Origin of the sequence: Sphingobium amiense (genome assembly GCF_003967075.1) — a bacterium.
GTDB classification, from domain to species: Bacteria; Pseudomonadota; Alphaproteobacteria; order Sphingomonadales; family Sphingomonadaceae; genus Sphingobium; species Sphingobium amiense.
The window spans coordinates 2789896-2805366 of record NZ_AP018664.1 but is presented as its reverse complement, the minus strand read 5'-3'; the positions used below and the strand labels follow the sequence as shown (position 1 = coordinate 2805366).

Genomic DNA, 15471 nt, shown 5'->3' with positions numbered 1-15471 from the left:
AGGCCCATGTCGATTACGCCGCTCATGCCCGTTTACCCCCGGTGCGACGTGCGTCCGGTGCGAGGCGAGGGCTGCTACCTGATCGGCGAACGCGGCGAGCGCTATCTGGATTTTGCCAGCGGCATCGCGGTCAATCTGCTGGGCCATGGCCATCCCACGCTCGTCAAGGCGATTGCGGATCAGGCCGCGACCCTGATGCATACCTCGAACCTCTACGGCATGCCGCTGGGCGAAAAATTCGCGCAACGCCTCGTCGACAACACGTTCGCCGACACTGTCTTCTTCACCAATTCGGGCGCGGAAGCGGTCGAATGCGCGATCAAGACCGCGCGCCGCTATCATTACGCCAACGGCGAAGCGCACCGGCACAGGATCGTCAGCTTCGACAACGCCTTCCACGGGCGGACGCTGGGGACGATCTCGGCCACCAGCCAGCCCAAGATGCGCGACGGCTTCGAACCGCTGCTGCCCGGTTTTCAGGTCGTGCCGTTCAACGATCTGGAAGCCGCGACGGCTGCGGTCGATGACAATACGGCCGGCTTCCTGCTGGAGCCGGTGCAGGGCGAGGGCGGCGTGACGCCCGCGACGCAGGAATTTCTCAAGGGGCTGCGTCAGCTCTGTGACGAGAAGGGGCTGCTCCTCATCCTCGACGAAGTGCAGTGCGGCTATGCGCGCACCGGCACCTTCTTCGCGCATGAGCAATATGGCGTGAAGCCCGACATCATGGCGGTGGCCAAGGGCATCGGCGCGGGCTTCCCGCTGGGCGCCTGCCTCGCCACCGAGGAAGCGGCCAAGGGCATGGTGTTCGGAACGCACGGGTCCACCTATGGCGGCAACCCGCTCGCCATGGCGGTGGGCCTTGCCGTGCTGGACGAAGTGCTGGCCGATGGCTTCATGGATCATGTGAAGGCGATGGCCGCGCGCCTGCGCTCGTCGCTCGAACAGCTCATCCCCAATCATGACGACATGTTCGAGGATGTGCGCGGCATGGGCCTGATGCTGGGCATCAGGATGAACGACGCCTATGACGCGCGCGGCTTCGTGGCGCATCTGCGCGACCATCATGGCCTGCTGGCGGTGTCGGCGGGGCAGAATGTCGTGCGCATCCTGCCGCCCCTCGTCATCGAGGAAAGCCATATCGCCGAAGCCATGGAAAAGATGTCCGCCGGCGCGCGGACCTTTGCCTCGGCCAAGGCGGCCTAGTCCAACCCCCGTCCGGGCCTGAACGCAGTGCCCGGACGGATGAGGGGGTTCATCATGACCAAGCATTTTCTCAACCTCTCCGATGCGGGCGGCGACGCCATCGCCGCGATGATCGCCGACGCCATCGACCGCAAGGCTGCGCGGGCGGGCAAGCCCAAAGGCGCGGTCGACGCCGATGCGCCACTCGCGGGCCATACGCTCGCGATGATCTTCGAGAAGAACTCTACCCGCACGCGCGTCAGCTTCGACATGGCGATCCGGCAGCTCGGCGGCACATCGCTGATCCTCGACGGCGCGACCAGCCAGCTCGGGCGCGGCGAAAGCATCGCCGATACCGCGCGCGTCCTGTCGCGCATGGTCGATGCGATCATGATCCGCACCGACGATCATGCCAAGATCGAGGAGATGGCGCACTACGCCACCGTGCCGGTCATCAACGGCCTTACCGACCTGTCGCATCCGTGCCAGATCGTCGCGGACCTTCTGACCGTGGTGGAGCATGGCCTTGCGCTGCCCGGCAGCCAGTGGGCATGGCTGGGTGACGGCAACAACGTCCTTCATTCGATCATCGAAGCGGCGGGCCTGCTGAAGTTCGATGTGCGCGTGGGCGTGCCGCAGGGCTATGATCCCGATCCGTCCTTCATGGAGGCCGCGCGCGCCGCCGGATCGACCGTCACCCTGACGCGCGATGCGGTGGAGGCGGTTGCGGACGCGGACGTGGTCGTCACCGATACCTGGATTTCGATGGGGCAGGCCCATGCCGAGGAAAAGCTCAAGGCGATGATGCCCTATCAGGTGACGCCGGACCTGATGGCGCATGCAAAGCCGCAGGCGAAGTTCCTCCACTGCCTGCCCGCACACCGCGGCGAGGAAGTCGTGCCCGAAGTCATCGACGGTCCCCAATCGCTGATCTGGGACGAGGCGGAAAACCGCATCCATGGCCAGAAGTCGGTGCTGCTCTGGGCGCTGGGGCGGCTCGGTTGAGATCGGCGGGCAGGCTTCCTATCTGGGGCGCCTGCCCGCATCATCGGATGCTTGACCTGTTCCGTCGCGCCGCTCGCGCGCTTCGGACCACCGGAGCTGTGACGTGACCGCCGACCATCTCGATACGGCCCTTGGCTTCACCATCCCCTCGCGCCATGTGCGCGGGCGCGTCGTGCGCCTGGGGCCGGTGCTGGACGAGGTGCTGGCCGCACACGCCTATCCCCCGCCGATCGAGCGGCTGCTGGCGAGCGCGCTGGTGCTCGCGGCGCTGCTCGGCAGCACGCTGAAGCAGGAAGGCGGGCAGATGACGCTTCAGGCGCAGACGCAGAATGGCGTCGTCAGCCTGCTGGTCGCGGACTATAAGGACGCGGCCCTGCGCGGCTATGTGAAGTTCGATGCGGATCGCCTCGCCGAACTGGGCACCGATCCGTCGCTCTTCGGCCTGTTCGGCAAGGGCTATCTCGCGATCACTTTCGACCTTGCCGAAACTGGCGAGCGCTATCAGGGCATCGTGCCGCTGGAGGGGCAGTCGCTGGCCGAAGCCGCGGAGCATTATTTCTTCCAGTCGGAACAGATCCCCAGCGTCATCCGCATCGCGACGCGCCACGACGCGGGCGAAGGCTGCATCGCGGCGGGGATGCTGCTCCAGCACCTGCCCGAAGGAGAGGTCGGGCGCGAGCGGCTGCATGTGCGGCACGACGAGCCGGAATGGGAACATGTGCAGGCGCTGGCCGAAACGCTGCGCGCCGATGAACTCACCGACACCGCGCTGCCGCTCTCCGACATCCTCTGGCGGCTGTTCCATGAGGAAGAGGAAGTGCGCGTCACGGAGGAAGGGCAGCTTGCCAAGGGGTGCCGCTGCGACCTGACGCACATCCGCGACGTGATCGGCCGCTTTCCGGCGAGCGAGCGGTCCGAAATGGCGGACGAACAGGGCATCATCGGCGTCGATTGTGCTTTCTGCTCGCGCATCTTCCCGATCGCGCTCGACAGTTTCGTTCCGAATTGAAGGGGCTTTTCCGCTGTCCCCGGAATGAGGCAGGCGGTGCCTTTTACGTTATGAAATTGCCGCAATTATGGTGCAGGGGACGGCTGGTCGCGGTCTGAACGAGCGCGACGCCAGTCAGACGGAACTGGACAGGGGCATGAATAAAGGTTTTCAACAGGGTCTTTGCGCCCTCGCCATTCTGATGGCTTCCAGCGCTGCCTACGCGGCTGGAGCGCCCGCACCGGCCCTGCCTTCCGCGCTTCAGTCGCTGGAGACGGGGGAGTGGGAATTGCGCGGGCGCGGCGAAGGGGCGGAAGTCCGCAAGCTCTGCGTCACCGACCTGCGCCAGTTGCTTCAGGTCCGGCATGGGAAGGCACAGTGCCGCAGCTTCGTCATCAGCGACGCGCCGCATGACATGTCCGTCACCTACGATTGCGCGGCGGCGGGCAATGGGCGCACGGACCTAAGGGTCGAAACGTCGCGCCTCGTGCAGATCCGCTCGCAGGGCGTGGCGGAAGGTGCGCCCTTCGCTTTCTCGGCCGAAGGGCGGCGCGTGGGTGCGTGCAAGGGGTGAGGGAGCGCCCGCCGCTTGCGTTGCACCCGATGGAGCGATAGCGCGGCCCCATGGTTGCCAAAGAAACAAAATTCGCTGTCGTGCTGCTTTCGGGCGGACTCGACTCCATGGTCGCGGGCGGTCTGGCGCGGGAAGCGGGCTACCGCATCCTTGCCCTGTCGATCGACTATAACCAGCGGCACCGGGTCGAACTTCGCGCCGCCGCGCGGGTCGCCGAATCGCTCAATGCGATGCGGCATATCGTCCTGCCGCTCGACCTCACCGCCTTCGGCGGATCGGCGCTCACCGCCGATATCGCGGTGCCCAAAGGCGGGGTGGGACCGGAGATTCCCGTCACCTATGTGCCCGCGCGCAACACCATCTTCCTGTCGCTGACGCTGGGCCTTGCCGAAGTGGCGGGGGCGAGCGACATCTTCATCGGCGTCAATGCGCTCGACTATTCGGGCTATCCGGATTGCCGCCCCGAATTTATCGACGCCTTTCAGAAAATGGCGACGCTCGCCACCAAGGCGGGTGTGGAGGGGCACCCCATCCGCATCAACACCCCGCTGCAATATATGAGCAAGGCCGACATCGTGCGGGAGGCCAACCGGCTGGGCATGGACGCGGGGATAAGTTGGTCCTGCTACGATCCCACGCCCGACGGCAAGCATTGCGGCCTGTGCGATAGCTGCCGCCTGCGCGCCAAGGGCTTCGACGAAGCGGGCCTGCCCGATCCCACCGTCTATGCCACCCGGCCCTGACACCGGAGTGGCGCGATGAGCTACGCGGTCAAGGAAATGTTCCTGACCCTTCAGGGGGAGGGCGTGCAGGCAGGACGGCGCGCGGTTTTCCTGCGCTTTGCCGGCTGCAACCTGTGGAGTGGGCGCGAGCAGGATCGGGCGAGCGCGGTCTGCCGCTTCTGCGACACCGATTTCGTCGGCACCGATGGCCTTGGCGGCGGGCGCTTCGCGGACGCGCGGGATCTGGCGGATGCGGCGCTGCGTTTCTGGGGTGAACGGACCGAGGGACGCTATATCGTGCTGACCGGCGGCGAGCCGATGCTCCAGATCGACGATGCGCTGATAGACGCGCTACATGGGCACGGCTTCACCATCGCGATAGAAAGCAACGGCACAATCCCGGTCCATCCCGGCATCGACTGGGTCTGCATCAGCCCCAAGGCGGGCAGCGATGTGGTGCAGAGATCGGGCGACGAACTCAAGCTCGTCTGGCCGCAGCCGGGCGCGGGGCACAGCCTTGCCGATGTGGCGGAGATGGAGGCCTGGGCCTTTGCCCATCACCTGATCCAGCCGCTCGACGACGCGCGGGCGGCGGACAATGCGCGCGCGGCGGTCGATCTGGTCATGGACCGCCCGGTGTGGCGTCTGACGGTGCAGGCCCATAAATATCTGGGTCTGCGCTAAAGCATTTTCGAATCGGACGGGCTCGTCCGCTGGCTCGGAAAATGCGGCACACAAAGAAATCTAGACCGGTCAGGGCTTCCCGACGCCGGTGCGGTCGTTCCACGCCTGATGGCAGGCGGGCTGGAGCACGCCCTTCTTCCAGCAGGCCGCTTCCATCGACGGCAGGGCGATGACATAGTCGTATCCCGGCGTGCCATAGGCCTGTTCCCCGGCCAGCACGGTCGCCTTGCGGATGGAGCCGAGGCCGTTGCGCCCCACCTCATTGAGTTTTCCCCGGTCGGCGAAGATCGCCTCACGCCCGACGCGCGCCGCCGCCTGGCAGAATCCCTTTTGCGCCTGCACCGTCGAATAGCTGGAATAGATGCGGGTATTATACATGTCGGACGCGGACTGGCCGGGCTTGCCCTTCCCCTTGGTGCGTTGGAAATAGCCGAGCAGCGCGGCCTGCGCGGCGTCCAGTTCCGCGTCATGATGGGCGATCATGGCGTTGTAGTTGCTGGTGGTGAGCAGGGTCGGATCGAAATCGCACTGGAGCGCCGCCACATTGAGCGCGGCGCGCAGGTTCCAGGCGAGGCCCGCCCTGATCTCCGCAGGCGTCGCGCCCGGCAGGCCCAGCGCCGTGGCGGCGGCGTCGTCCGTCAGCGGCGGGGCGCTGAGATCGGGGGGCGACCAGAAGAACTGGGCGGCGGCAGGCTGCGCGGCCATTGCCGCGACGGTGAGAGTGGCGGCGGCCATGGCGCGGCGCAGGAAGGGGGGCTTCGTCATCTCAAACCTCTTTGTCGGTGCGGATCGCCGCCTGTGCTGCCCGCTTCTGTTGAAGTGCGCTGTCTTTCCGGACGCTGAACGGAGCGCCTACTGATCAGACAACACTTCAGCCTCCTGATCGGCCGGCGCGGCTTCCGCTTTTTTCGCCGGAGCGGCCGCGCTCATGTTGCTGACGGCGTTGGCGCCGGGCATGGCCACTGCCGCGCCTTCGCTCTGCACGCCGTCGAGGTCGGTCATGGCGTCGGTCGCCGTGCCGTCCACCACGTCCATATCCTTCATCTGCACCTTGGTCTCGCTCTCGTCCTTGCCGCCGCACGAGGCGAGCGGAAGAGCGATGAGCATGGCGGAAAGGGCAGTGATGGCGGTCCGGCGCATCCGGGTCTCCCTGGCAATAAGGTCAAGCCCGGCGGCCCCCCACCTGGCGAAGAGCGCCGACCCTAGCGAGCGGATTCGCATTGCTCAAGTCCCCCGCCACATCGCCGCAGCCGGCTGAGAAAGGCCGGGAAATGCGCATGCAGCGCCAGATCGAGCGCCGCCATGGAGGCATCGCCGCCCAGCGCCGCGATGCTGGTCACGGGATATTCGCTGATGCCGCACGGCACGATGCCGCCGAAATGGGACAGGTCGGGATCGACGTTGATCGAAAAGCCGTGCAGCGTAACCCAGCGCCGCACGCGGATGCCGAGCGCGCCGATCTTCGCTTCCCGGCCCTCCCGGTCGTCGGTCCAGATGCCGATCCGTCCCTCCGCCCGTCGCGCCGCGATGCCGAGGTCGGCGAGCGCCGCGATCATCCACCCTTCGAGATGATGGACGAAGTTGCGCACGTCCCTGCCGCGCTGCCCCAGATCTATGCTGAGATAGCCGATCCGCTGCCCCGGCCCATGATAGGTGTATCGCCCGCCGCGCCCGGCATCGTGCACCGGAAAGCGCGGGTCGAGCAGTTCCGCCGGATCGGCGCTGGTCCCGGCGGTGTAGAGCGGCGGATGCTCCAGCAGCCAGACCCGCTCGTTCGCTTCGCCCGCGTAGATGGCGGCGGCGCGCGCTTCCATGTCGGCGAGCGCGGCGGGGTAATCGACAGGCGACGCATCGACGCGCCATTCCACCGATGGCTGGAAGGGCAGGGGCGCTTCGCTCTGCTGTTGCGATGGCGTTTCGGCAGACATGGGCGTTCCTTGACTTGGACGCGGCGAGCGATCAAGTCTCGCGCTCATTTTCGCTCCATAAGGGCAGGCATAAAGATATGGCGACACTGTCGATCGGCAAGGCGTGGGAGGAAGCGGTGGCCTTCGTCGCGCGCGAAGCGGCGTTGCTGCTGCCTGTCGCCCTGCTGTTCGTGGCGCTGCCCATCGTGCTGCTTCAGGAGATGACGCCGCCCGAACTGGTGCAATGGTCAGCGACCATGAAGGGGACGATGCCGGCAGTGCCGCCGAGCTACTGGCTGAGCCTGACGCTCGCCATCCTGCTCATCTGGTTCGGGTCGCTGACGCTGTTCGCGCTGGCGCTGCGGCCGGGGATCAGCGTGGCCGAAGCGCTCCGGCTTGCGTTGCATCGCCTCCCGGTGCTCATCGGGACGAGCGTGCTGGCGGGGCTGCTGCTGTTCGTCATCGTCATCCTGGTATCCGCGCCGCTCATTCTGCTGGGTGGCAATACCGGGGCGGTGATCGCCATGGTGGGCGTCGGCCTGTTCGTGGGAACGCGGCTGGCGCTGCTCAACCCGGTGGTGATCGACGATCATCTGGGCGTGCTGGCGTCGCTCAGGCGCGCATGGGCGCTGACCAAAGGCGGTTTCTGGCGGCTTCTGGGCTTCATCGCCATCGTGCTTGTCGTCTCGACCATAGCGGGTTCGGCGGCGCAGGCCGTGTTCGGCGTCATCGGCGGTCTGGTCGCGGGCGTGGACGGCGCGCGCCTCGCAGGCGGCATCGCCGCTGCGGGTGTGTCGGGCGTGGTGCAGGTCTATATGCTTGTGATGCTGGCGCGGCTCTATCGTCAGGCGGCGGACTGATCCAGCACGGGCACATGGCGCGCCGCTTCACGCGGCAGGATGCCGGCAAGGCGCGGATCGGCGAACGTCTCGACTTCGCGCGCGAACGGCACGAAGCCCGATTTGATGTAGAAACCCATCGCCGCCGGGCTGTCCAGCGTGCAGGTGTGCACCCAGAAGCGCTCCACCCCCTTGCGCCAGGCGAGCGACACCGCCTGTGCCATCAGCCAGCGGCCCAGCCCCTTGCCGGTATAGCCGGGCGCGAGGCCGAAAAAGCTCAGTTCGCAATCGGGAAGCGCGCGGAAATCCAGTTCCAGCAGGCCCACTTCGGTCCCGCGCGGATCGGTGACGGCATAGACCTCCACCGCCGGGTCATGGATGATGGCGCGCAGCGCGTCATCCGCCATGACGAGCCGGGAAAACCACAACCACTCCTCGCCCACGCGGCGGAAAAGCGTGCGGTAGGCGTCGAGGTCCGGGCTTTTCCAGCGCACCAACCGCAGCGGCGCGGGCGGAACCGGCGCGGGCCTGGGCCGGTCCCGCATTTCCAGATGAGTGACGATGGTCGCCACCATCCCTGGCTCCACCGGCGTCAGGCCCACGGGGCTAGCTCCAACTCGCCATCGGCGGCAGGCTCATCAGGATGGCGTCGATATTGCCGCCGGTCTTGAGGCCGAACAGCGTGCCGCGATCGTGGACGAGGTTGAATTCCGCATAGCGCCCGCGCCATTCCAGCATCGTCGCATAGTCCGCATCGGTCCAGTCCTCTCCCATCCGCCGCCGCACGATCGGCGGGAAAGCGGCGAGGAATGCGTCCCCCACCGCGCGGGTGAAGGCGAAGTTCGCATCGAACGCCGCATCGTCCGGGCATTCGAGATGATCGTAGAAAATGCCGCCGACGCCCCGATGCACGCCGCGATGGGGGATGAAGAAATAGTCGTCCGCCCATGCCTTGAACCGGGGATAATGATCCGGATCGTGCGCGTCGCACGCCTCTTTCAGCACGGCGTGAAAATGCGCTGTATCGTCTTCGCGGGGCAGAGGCGGATTAAGATCAGCGCCCCCGCCGAACCAGCTTTTGGTGGTGACGAGGTAGCGCGTATTCATATGCACGGCCGGGACATGGGGGTTGGCCATATGCGCAACCAGGCTGATGCCGGTCGCGAAGAAGGCGGGATTGTCCGCCGCGCCATGGATCGTCTGGGCAAAGGCCGGGGCGAACTCGCCGCCCACGGTCGATATGTTGACGCCGACCTTCTCGAATATCCTGCCCTTCATGACGCCGCGCACGCCGCCGCCGCCTTCGCCCGGCGCCTGTCCCTCCGCCTCCCGGTCCCATGCCGTGTAGGTAAAAGACGCATCGCTTCCTGCCTCGCGTTCGATGGTTTCGAACTCGGCGCAGATGCGGTCCCGCAGCGATTCGAACCAGCCGCGCGCCGCCTGCTGCCGGGCGTCGAGCGGGAAGGGGACGGCGGGCACGGGATTGGTCATGCGGGAAAGGCCTCTGTCTGGCGCAGCGCTTCGGCGACCGCGATGCCGGTCGATACGGCAAGGTTGAGCGACCGGAAGCCCGGCGCCATGGGGATGCGCACGCGGATGTCCGCGATGTCACGCACCTCCGGCGGCACACCGGCGCTTTCCGATCCCATCATCAGCACGTCGCTCTCCTCGAACCGGACATCGGGCAGGCGCTGCGACGCATGCGCGCTCAGCAGCAGCAGGCGGCGGCCCTGCGCGCGGCGTTCCGCGTCGAAGGCGGCGAAATTGGCGTGGCGCGTCACGTCCGCGGCCTCCCCATAATCCATGGCCGCGCGTTTCAGCCGCGCGTCCGAAAAGGCGAATCCGGTCGGCATGATGATGTCGACGGGGACGGAAAAGCAGGCGGCAAGGCGCAGCACCGCGCCGACATTGCCCGCGATCTCCGGTTGGTAGAGAGCGATACGCATGGCCGCCGCCATAATGCACTGCGGCAAATTGTCATAGGGTGCGCGAGTTTGCTGTTGGCAAAGCGCTTGCAGTCTGGTTATCAGGCCCACGAACCACGCCGGGGGGAAGGCGGGGCCAGCCATGGCTGACATCCCAAATTCCTTGATTAACAGTGTCGGCGACGGCAATGCGGTGTGCAGGGAAGTCTTGCAAGGGTAGAGGTGCATGGCGAGCGTAGAGCATTCTGACGGACAGGCATTATCCGGCGAGGAAGGTGTGCGTCGCCGCGATTTCATCAATATCGCAGCCGTGAGCTTCGCGGGCGTAGGGGCGGTGGTGACCGTTCTCCCGCTGATCGACCAGATGAATCCCAGCGCCGACGTGCTGGCGCTCGCATCGACCGAGGTCGATCTGTCGGCGATCCAGCCGGGGCAGGCGATCAAGACGACTTTCCGCTCGCAACCTCTTTTCGTGCGTCACCTGACCCCGGCGGAAATCGCTGAGGCGGACAAGGTCGATGTGTCGAGCCTGCGCGATCCGCAGACGCTGGACGAGCGCACGGTCGACGGCAAGAAGGAATGGCTCATCACCATGGGCGTGTGCACGCACCTCGGCTGCGTGCCGCTCGGCGCGGGCGAGGGCGAGAATCGGGGTGAGTTTGGCGGCTATTTCTGCCCCTGCCACGGTTCGTCCTACGACACCGCCGCCCGCATCCGTAAGGGGCCGGCGCCCAAGAATCTGGAAGTTCCGAAGTTCAGCTTCACTTCCGACACCGCCATTCTCGTGGGTTAAGGGGGTAATTTCATGAGCTTTCCCTGGGCTGAACATTATACCCCCAAGCATCCGCTGATGCAGTGGGTGGACGAGAAGCTGCCGCTGCCGCGCCTCGTCTACAACGCCATCGGCGCGGGCTATCCGGTGCCGCGCAACCTCAACTATTTCTGGAATTTCGGCGTGCTCGCCGGTCTTGCTCTGGTGATCCAGATCGTCACCGGCGTCATCATGGCGATGCACTATGGCGCCAACGACCTGGTGGCGTTCGGCACCGTCGAACAGACGATGCGCGACGTCAATGCGGGCTGGCTGATGCGCTATGCGCACGCCAACGGCGCGAGCTTCTTCTTCATCGTCGTCTATCTCCACATCTTCCGCGGCCTCTTTTACGGTTCCTACAAGGCGCCGCGCGAAATGGTGTGGCTGCTGGGCCTCGTCATCTTCCTGCTCATGATGGCGACCGCCTTCATGGGCTATGTGCTTCCCTGGGGGCAGATGAGCTACTGGGGCGCGAAGGTCATTACCGGCCTGTTCGGCGCGATCCCGGTCGTCGGCGAACCGATCCAGACCTGGCTGCTGGGCGGCTTCGCCCCGGGCAATGCGTCGCTCAACCGCTTCTTCTCGCTGCACTTCCTGCTGCCCTTCGTGATCGCGGGCGTCATCATCCTGCACATCTGGGCGCTGCATATTCCGGGTTCGTCGAACCCGACGGGCGTGGAGGTGAAGGGGCCGCAGGACACTGTGCCCTTCCACCCCTATTACACCGCCAAGGACGGTTTCGGGGTCGGCGTGTTCCTGATCCTCTTCGCGATCATGCTGTTCTTCGCACCCAATTATCTTGGCCATCCGGACAATTATATCGAAGCGAACCCGCTTTCGACGCCCGCGCACATCGTGCCCGAATGGTATTTCTGGCCATTCTACGCGATCCTGCGCGCCTTCACGGTGGACTTCTTCTTCGTGCCGGCAAAGCTGCTGGGCGTGCTGGCGATGTTCGCGTCGATCCTGCTGCTCTTCTTCCTGCCCTGGCTCGATACCTCGCCGGTGCGGTCGGGCAATTATCGTCCGACGTTCAAGAAGTTCTTCTGGATTCTCATCCTCGACGTGCTGATCCTGGGCTATTGCGGCGGGGCGCCGGCGGCGGAACCCTATGTGATGATCTCACAGGTCGCGGCGGCCTATTATTTCGCGCACTTCCTCATCATCCTGCCGCTGATCGCGCGCTTTGAAAAGCCGCTGCCGCTGCCGGGGTCGATCACGGAATCGGTGCTCAATCGCCACAACATCAAAGGCGAAGAGGACGCGCTGCCCGGCATGGGCGCCGATCCCCAGCCTTCGAACGCCGGTTAAGGGGGAACAGGTTCCATGGTTCGCATCGGCGCATTTCTGGTCGGCCTCTTCTTTTCGGGCTGGCTGCTGATTTCCTTCCTGTTCGGCGCGGCTGCCTTCGTGTCCGATCCGCCGCAGGCGACGGTGGAACATGAGTTCCATCGCGACCCCAAGCATGTGTCCTTCTCGTTCGAAGGGCCGTTCGGCAAATATGACCGCCGTCAGTTGCAGCGCGGCTTTCAGGTGTTCAAGGAAGTCTGCTCGGCCTGCCACAGCCTGAAGTTCGTCGCGTTCCGCGACCTGCAGCAGCTTGGCTATAGCGAAGCGGAAGTGAAGGCGATCGCGAAGCAGTGGGCGATCAAGACGCCTGACGTCGATCCCAAGACCGGCGAAGCGTCCACGCGCGATCCCGTTCCGGCCGATCACTTCCCCAAGCCGTTCGCGAACAATGTCGCGGCGGCGGCGGCGAACAATAACGCCATCCCGCCAGACCTGTCGCTGATGACCAAGGCCCGCCATCATGGCAGCGCCTATGTCTATTCGCTGCTGACCGGCTTCCAGCCGCAGCCCGCCGAACTGCTGAAGGAATTTCCGGACGCCAAGACGCCGGAAGGGCTGCACTATAACCCCTATTTCGCCAACCTGAACCTCGCCATGGCGCCGCCGCTGACGGCGGACGGTCAGGTCACTTACGGCGACGGCACCAAGCCGACCGTCGACCAGATGGCGCAGGATGTCGCGGCCTTCCTGACGTGGACGGCGGAACCGAAGCTGGAAAACCGCCACCGCGCGGGTGTGGCGACGGTCCTGTTCCTCCTGATCGCGACGGCTCTGGCCTACATGGCCTACCAGAATATCTGGGCGGAAAAGAAAAAGGCCGTCTGATCGGATCAGGCGCGAAGATAGAGGGCGCGGCTTCCTTGAGGGAGCCGCGCCCTTTCTTTATGGAGGCGGGCATGAGCCGCGACACGCTGACCGCTCTCGTGCGGACAATCCCAGATTTCCCCAAGCCCGGCATCCAGTTTCGCGACATCACGACGCTGCTGGCGGATGGCGAAGGCCTGCGCGAACTGGTCGAGCGGCTGGTCGCAATCGCGCGTCCGCTCGACGCCGACCTCATCGTCGGGATCGAGGCGCGGGGCTTCATTCTGGGGGCGGCGCTCGCCACGGCGTTGGGCAAGGGCTTCGTGCCGGTGCGCAAGGCGGGCAAGCTCCCCGGTCCGACAGTGGGCATCGACTATGTGCTGGAATATGGCACCGACCGTCTGGAACTGCATGAAGGGCAGGCTCCGGTGGGCAGCCGCGTCATCCTGATTGACGACCTCATCGCGACGGGCGGCACCGCCATCGCCGCCGCGCAACTGCTGCAGGAGCAGGGCGCGAGCGTGCTGATGGCGCTCTTCGCCATCGACCTTCCCGATCTGGGCGGAATGGCGGCATTGAAGGCGCAAGGGATTCCGGCGGAAGCGATACTCACTTTCGAGGGGCATTGACGCGCCGCCGTCAGGCCGCCGGATCGAGCCTTCCTGCGAGCAGCGCCGGTTCGATCCCGTCCACCGCCACCGCCAGCCGCTCGTCGATCAGGTCCAGAAGCTGCGTCCAGCTATCAATATGGTCGAGTTCGCCGGGGCCATCGGAAATGCCGCGCAATCCCGTCATCGGTATCCCGAACCGCGCGCAGGCACGCGCTATGGCGAAAGTTTCCATGTCGACCATATCGGCGTCTATGGCGGCATAATCGTCGCCCCCCACCACATTCGCGCCGGTCGAAAGGCGCGCGGACGGCAGGTCGAGCGGCGTCAGGAGCGGCACGTCCACCGGATGATCCATCAGCGGCGTCACCCCCTTGGTGAAGCCCAGCCGCGACGCATCCATGTCGCGCCACGACACGCTCCGCACCTGAAATATCTCGCCCAGCGGGCAACGCCGCGATCCTGCCGAGCCGAGCGAGACAATCAGGTCGGGCAGCGCGTTATCCGCCGCCATGCGCTGCAACGCCATGCCGGTGGCGAGCGCCGCCTCGATCGGGCCGACGCCGGTCAGCAAGGCATCGAACCGCGCCCGCAGATGCGGCCCATATTCCATCTCGACCGCCATGACGAACAGCACCCGCTTGCCCGCCAGCATTTCGCATTGCGCCATGTCGTTCCCCGCTCGTGACTCCGCCATAGCGGGCGGATCGACGGGCGCAAGCGGGGGCTAGAAGGAGGCGGTCAGGTTGAACGAATGATAGAGGGTCCAGTCGCCCGCAGGCGCGTTGGGTGCATTGCGCAGGAACGCCCCCTTGGCCAGCGCCACGCCGTCATATTCGAAGCGCAGCCTTTTGGGGATCAGCCAGTATCGCAGCCGCGCCTCCATCTGATGCCCGGCAAAGCGGCCTGACGCACCGCTCGCATCGCGCACTCCAGTGGCTGAAAAGGCATCGGTGCGGGAGGCGAGCCAGAAGGCGCGATAGCCGACGAACCAGTCCCACGCCTTGTTCGGCGTCGCTTCCAGCCGCAGCCCCGGACCGAGGATGTTGGTACGCGCCATGGCATTGTAGAGCCCGGCTGGCGCGAGGTCCGCGCGGCGCATTCCGAACAGCGTGTCGAACCGGCCGTAGCGCCCGCCCGGCCGGTCACCGCTCGCCCAGTCGAACTCGGCGCTGAGGCGCGGCGTCCAGGCGACAGGGAACGTATAACCGGCATCGGCATGGAAGAAACCGGCACTGACCTGCTGGCGGGCAGCGTCGGGAAGTGCGGAGGCGCTGATATGGCCGGTCTGGTGGAACGCCTCGACTTCAAAATCCACCAATCCCGCCTTGGGTTCGCGGATGATCCGCCCGCCCCATGTGTCGAGCGACCGGTCGCGCGTCGGGCGACCCGGCTCGTCCCGCTCGCCGAGGTGGAAATAGCTTCCCTCCGCCATCACGCCGCCCGGAAGGCCCGCCTTGCTAACGATGCCGCCCCACAGCACCAGATCCAGCCCTTCATAATCGAAGCGGACGCGCGCGTTCCGGATGCCGTCGCGGTCATCGGGGCGGCGCTGCTGGGGCAGGGTGTAGATGGCGACGGCGCTCAATCCGTGCCGCGCGGTGAGGTCGGCCCGCAGCCCCGTATAGCCGTTGGTGGTGTTGCGATAATCGTCCGCCGCGACCAGACGCCGGGAGCCGAGATTCAGCATCATCCGCCCCGCCGTCAGCGTCAGGCGCGATCCCGCGCCCATCGGCGCGCGAATGTCCCGGCTGACATAGGCCTGAACCAGTTCGAGCGTATTCACTTCCCCGGTCGAAACCGGCGTGCCGGGATCGTCGCCATAGACGCGGCTGTCGAAGAGTTCCGCGCCGATATGCCAGCCGCCCGAACGGTAATCGGCGGCGACCTGCGTGCGGATATTGAACAGACTGTCATCACGGTCATAACCGGCGCGTGCCTGCCCCGAAATGCTCTCGAACCGCAGCCGGGTCGCGCCCGACAGCGTCAGCCCGTCACGGGCGTCGGCGGACACCGGGACCGCCAGCACGAGCAGCGACAGGCAACGCCACAATTTCATGATACAGCTA

At 65.8% G+C, this 15471-nt stretch carries 19 protein-coding genes; 11 read left to right on the top strand and 8 right to left on the bottom strand.

The features are described 5' to 3' along the window. Window positions 1–6: 6 nt before the first annotated feature. The 6 genes from SAMIE_RS13565 (at window position 7) to queE (ending at window position 5155) form a co-directional block, all read left to right on the top strand. Entirely contained in the window at window positions 7–1203 is a 1197-nt protein-coding gene (locus tag SAMIE_RS13565; RefSeq protein ID WP_066701643.1) for an aspartate aminotransferase family protein, read from the top strand. Between the two features lie 54 nt (window positions 1204–1257). Continuing rightward, window positions 1258–2187, top strand: coding sequence for an ornithine carbamoyltransferase (gene argF / locus SAMIE_RS13560; RefSeq protein ID WP_066701690.1), 930 nt, complete (start codon window positions 1258–1260; stop codon window positions 2185–2187). A gap of 103 nt (window positions 2188–2290) precedes the next feature. Beyond that, window positions 2291–3196 carry an Hsp33 family molecular chaperone HslO gene (hslO, locus tag SAMIE_RS13555; RefSeq protein WP_066701644.1) on the top strand — a complete coding sequence of 302 codons (906 nt, stop codon included), beginning with the start codon at window positions 2291–2293 and terminating at the stop codon, window positions 3194–3196. A 136-nt stretch (window positions 3197–3332) separates the two neighbouring features. Next, window positions 3333–3749, top strand: coding sequence for a DUF3617 domain-containing protein (locus tag SAMIE_RS13550; RefSeq protein WP_066701695.1), 417 nt, complete (start codon window positions 3333–3335; stop codon window positions 3747–3749). Window positions 3750–3799: 50 nt separating this feature from the next. Further along, a complete protein-coding gene (queC, locus tag SAMIE_RS13545; RefSeq protein ID WP_066701645.1) occupies window positions 3800–4492 on the top strand; it encodes a 7-cyano-7-deazaguanine synthase QueC in 693 nt (230 codons plus the stop codon). Window positions 4493–4507: 15 nt separating this feature from the next. Continuing rightward, on the top strand, window positions 4508–5155 hold the full coding sequence (gene queE / locus SAMIE_RS13540) for a 7-carboxy-7-deazaguanine synthase (protein WP_066701651.1): 648 nt from the start codon (window positions 4508–4510) through the stop codon (window positions 5153–5155). Window positions 5156–5224: 69 nt separating this feature from the next. On the opposite strand, the gene SAMIE_RS13535 is transcribed toward queE, so the two are convergent. The 3 genes from SAMIE_RS13535 to lipB all read right to left on the bottom strand — a co-directional run bounded on the left by SAMIE_RS13535 (window position 5225) and on the right by lipB (window position 7083). After that, window positions 5225–5920, bottom strand: a complete 696-nt coding sequence (locus tag SAMIE_RS13535) for a hypothetical protein (RefSeq protein WP_066701652.1) — start codon at window positions 5918–5920, stop codon at window positions 5225–5227. Between the two features lie 87 nt (window positions 5921–6007). Beyond that, window positions 6008–6295: a hypothetical protein gene (locus tag SAMIE_RS13530; RefSeq protein ID WP_066701653.1), complete on the bottom strand. Its 288-nt coding sequence runs from the start codon at window positions 6293–6295 to the stop codon at window positions 6008–6010. 62 nt (window positions 6296–6357) lie between these two features. Continuing rightward, window positions 6358–7083: a lipoyl(octanoyl) transferase LipB gene (gene lipB / locus SAMIE_RS13525; RefSeq protein WP_066701654.1), complete on the bottom strand. Its 726-nt coding sequence runs from the start codon at window positions 7081–7083 to the stop codon at window positions 6358–6360. Between the two features lie 77 nt (window positions 7084–7160). Between lipB and SAMIE_RS13520 the strand changes: the two genes are divergently transcribed. Next, complete coding sequence (locus SAMIE_RS13520; RefSeq protein ID WP_066701656.1) at window positions 7161–7922, top strand: hypothetical protein; 762 nt, start codon at window positions 7161–7163, stop codon at window positions 7920–7922. On the opposite strand, the gene SAMIE_RS13515 is transcribed toward SAMIE_RS13520, so the two are convergent. Genes SAMIE_RS13515 through SAMIE_RS13505 form a run of 3 tightly spaced genes read right to left on the bottom strand, consistent with a single transcriptional unit; the run spans window position 7907 to window position 9847 of the window. Then, window positions 7907–8503: a GNAT family N-acetyltransferase gene (locus SAMIE_RS13515; protein ID WP_066701658.1), complete on the bottom strand. Its 597-nt coding sequence runs from the start codon at window positions 8501–8503 to the stop codon at window positions 7907–7909. The genes SAMIE_RS13520 and SAMIE_RS13515 overlap by 16 nt on opposite strands. 4 nt (window positions 8504–8507) lie before the next feature. Then, window positions 8508–9392, bottom strand: coding sequence for an oxygen-dependent coproporphyrinogen oxidase (hemF, locus tag SAMIE_RS13510; RefSeq protein WP_066701660.1), 885 nt, complete (start codon window positions 9390–9392; stop codon window positions 8508–8510). Then, a complete protein-coding gene (locus SAMIE_RS13505) occupies window positions 9389–9847 on the bottom strand; it encodes a tRNA (cytidine(34)-2'-O)-methyltransferase (protein ID WP_066701662.1) in 459 nt (152 codons plus the stop codon). The genes hemF and SAMIE_RS13505 overlap by 4 nt, the downstream gene beginning before the upstream one ends. A 205-nt stretch (window positions 9848–10052) precedes the next feature. On the opposite strand from SAMIE_RS13505, the gene petA reads away from it, so the two are divergent. From petA to SAMIE_RS13485, 4 genes are all read left to right on the top strand, one after another. Beyond that, window positions 10053–10619, top strand: a complete 567-nt coding sequence (gene petA, locus SAMIE_RS13500; RefSeq protein ID WP_066701669.1) for a ubiquinol-cytochrome c reductase iron-sulfur subunit — start codon at window positions 10053–10055, stop codon at window positions 10617–10619. Between the two features lie 12 nt (window positions 10620–10631). Continuing rightward, on the top strand, window positions 10632–11951 hold the full coding sequence (locus SAMIE_RS13495) for a cytochrome b (RefSeq protein ID WP_066701670.1): 1320 nt from the start codon (window positions 10632–10634) through the stop codon (window positions 11949–11951). Between the two features lie 15 nt (window positions 11952–11966). After that, window positions 11967–12815, top strand: coding sequence for a cytochrome c1 (locus SAMIE_RS13490; protein WP_066701671.1), 849 nt, complete (start codon window positions 11967–11969; stop codon window positions 12813–12815). A 71-nt stretch (window positions 12816–12886) separates the two neighbouring features. Continuing rightward, complete coding sequence (locus tag SAMIE_RS13485; RefSeq protein ID WP_066701672.1) at window positions 12887–13423, top strand: adenine phosphoribosyltransferase; 537 nt, start codon at window positions 12887–12889, stop codon at window positions 13421–13423. 10 nt (window positions 13424–13433) lie between these two features. Here SAMIE_RS13485 and SAMIE_RS13480 read toward each other — a convergent pair whose 3' ends face one another. Further along, on the bottom strand, window positions 13434–14057 hold the full coding sequence (locus SAMIE_RS13480; protein WP_066701696.1) for a 5'-methylthioadenosine/S-adenosylhomocysteine nucleosidase: 624 nt from the start codon (window positions 14055–14057) through the stop codon (window positions 13434–13436). A gap of 72 nt (window positions 14058–14129) precedes the next feature. Further along, the gene (locus tag SAMIE_RS13475) at window positions 14130–15461 is read right to left on the bottom strand and encodes an alginate export family protein (RefSeq protein ID WP_162849067.1); all 1332 of its coding nucleotides are present in this window, start codon (window positions 15459–15461) and stop codon (window positions 14130–14132) included. Window positions 15462–15471: the final 10 nt, after the last annotated feature.

Excerpts from the sequence above, each read along its gene's own strand:
- SAMIE_RS13565 (WP_066701643.1), top strand. The coding sequence starts at position 7 with ATGTCGATTACGCCGCTCATGCCCGTTTACCCCCGGTGCGACGTGCGT.
- argF (WP_066701690.1), top strand. The coding sequence starts at position 1,258 with ATGACCAAGCATTTTCTCAACCTCTCCGATGCGGGCGGCGACGCCATC.
- SAMIE_RS13550 (WP_066701695.1), top strand. The coding sequence starts at position 3,333 with ATGAATAAAGGTTTTCAACAGGGTCTTTGCGCCCTCGCCATTCTGATG.
- queC (WP_066701645.1), top strand. The coding sequence starts at position 3,800 with ATGGTTGCCAAAGAAACAAAATTCGCTGTCGTGCTGCTTTCGGGCGGA.
- queE (WP_066701651.1), top strand. The coding sequence starts at position 4,508 with ATGAGCTACGCGGTCAAGGAAATGTTCCTGACCCTTCAGGGGGAGGGC.
- SAMIE_RS13535 (WP_066701652.1), bottom strand. The coding sequence starts at position 5,920 with ATGACGAAGCCCCCCTTCCTGCGCCGCGCCATGGCCGCCGCCACTCTC.
- SAMIE_RS13530 (WP_066701653.1), bottom strand. The coding sequence starts at position 6,295 with ATGCGCCGGACCGCCATCACTGCCCTTTCCGCCATGCTCATCGCTCTT.
- lipB (WP_066701654.1), bottom strand. The coding sequence starts at position 7,083 with ATGTCTGCCGAAACGCCATCGCAACAGCAGAGCGAAGCGCCCCTGCCC.
- SAMIE_RS13520 (WP_066701656.1), top strand. The coding sequence starts at position 7,161 with ATGGCGACACTGTCGATCGGCAAGGCGTGGGAGGAAGCGGTGGCCTTC.
- hemF (WP_066701660.1), bottom strand. The coding sequence starts at position 9,392 with ATGACCAATCCCGTGCCCGCCGTCCCCTTCCCGCTCGACGCCCGGCAG.
- SAMIE_RS13505 (WP_066701662.1), bottom strand. The coding sequence starts at position 9,847 with ATGCGTATCGCTCTCTACCAACCGGAGATCGCGGGCAATGTCGGCGCG.
- petA (WP_066701669.1), top strand. The coding sequence starts at position 10,053 with ATGGCGAGCGTAGAGCATTCTGACGGACAGGCATTATCCGGCGAGGAA.
- SAMIE_RS13495 (WP_066701670.1), top strand. The coding sequence starts at position 10,632 with ATGAGCTTTCCCTGGGCTGAACATTATACCCCCAAGCATCCGCTGATG.
- SAMIE_RS13490 (WP_066701671.1), top strand. The coding sequence starts at position 11,967 with ATGGTTCGCATCGGCGCATTTCTGGTCGGCCTCTTCTTTTCGGGCTGG.
- SAMIE_RS13485 (WP_066701672.1), top strand. The coding sequence starts at position 12,887 with ATGAGCCGCGACACGCTGACCGCTCTCGTGCGGACAATCCCAGATTTC.
- SAMIE_RS13480 (WP_066701696.1), bottom strand. The coding sequence starts at position 14,057 with ATGCTGGCGGGCAAGCGGGTGCTGTTCGTCATGGCGGTCGAGATGGAA.
- SAMIE_RS13475 (WP_162849067.1), bottom strand. The coding sequence starts at position 15,461 with ATGAAATTGTGGCGTTGCCTGTCGCTGCTCGTGCTGGCGGTCCCGGTG.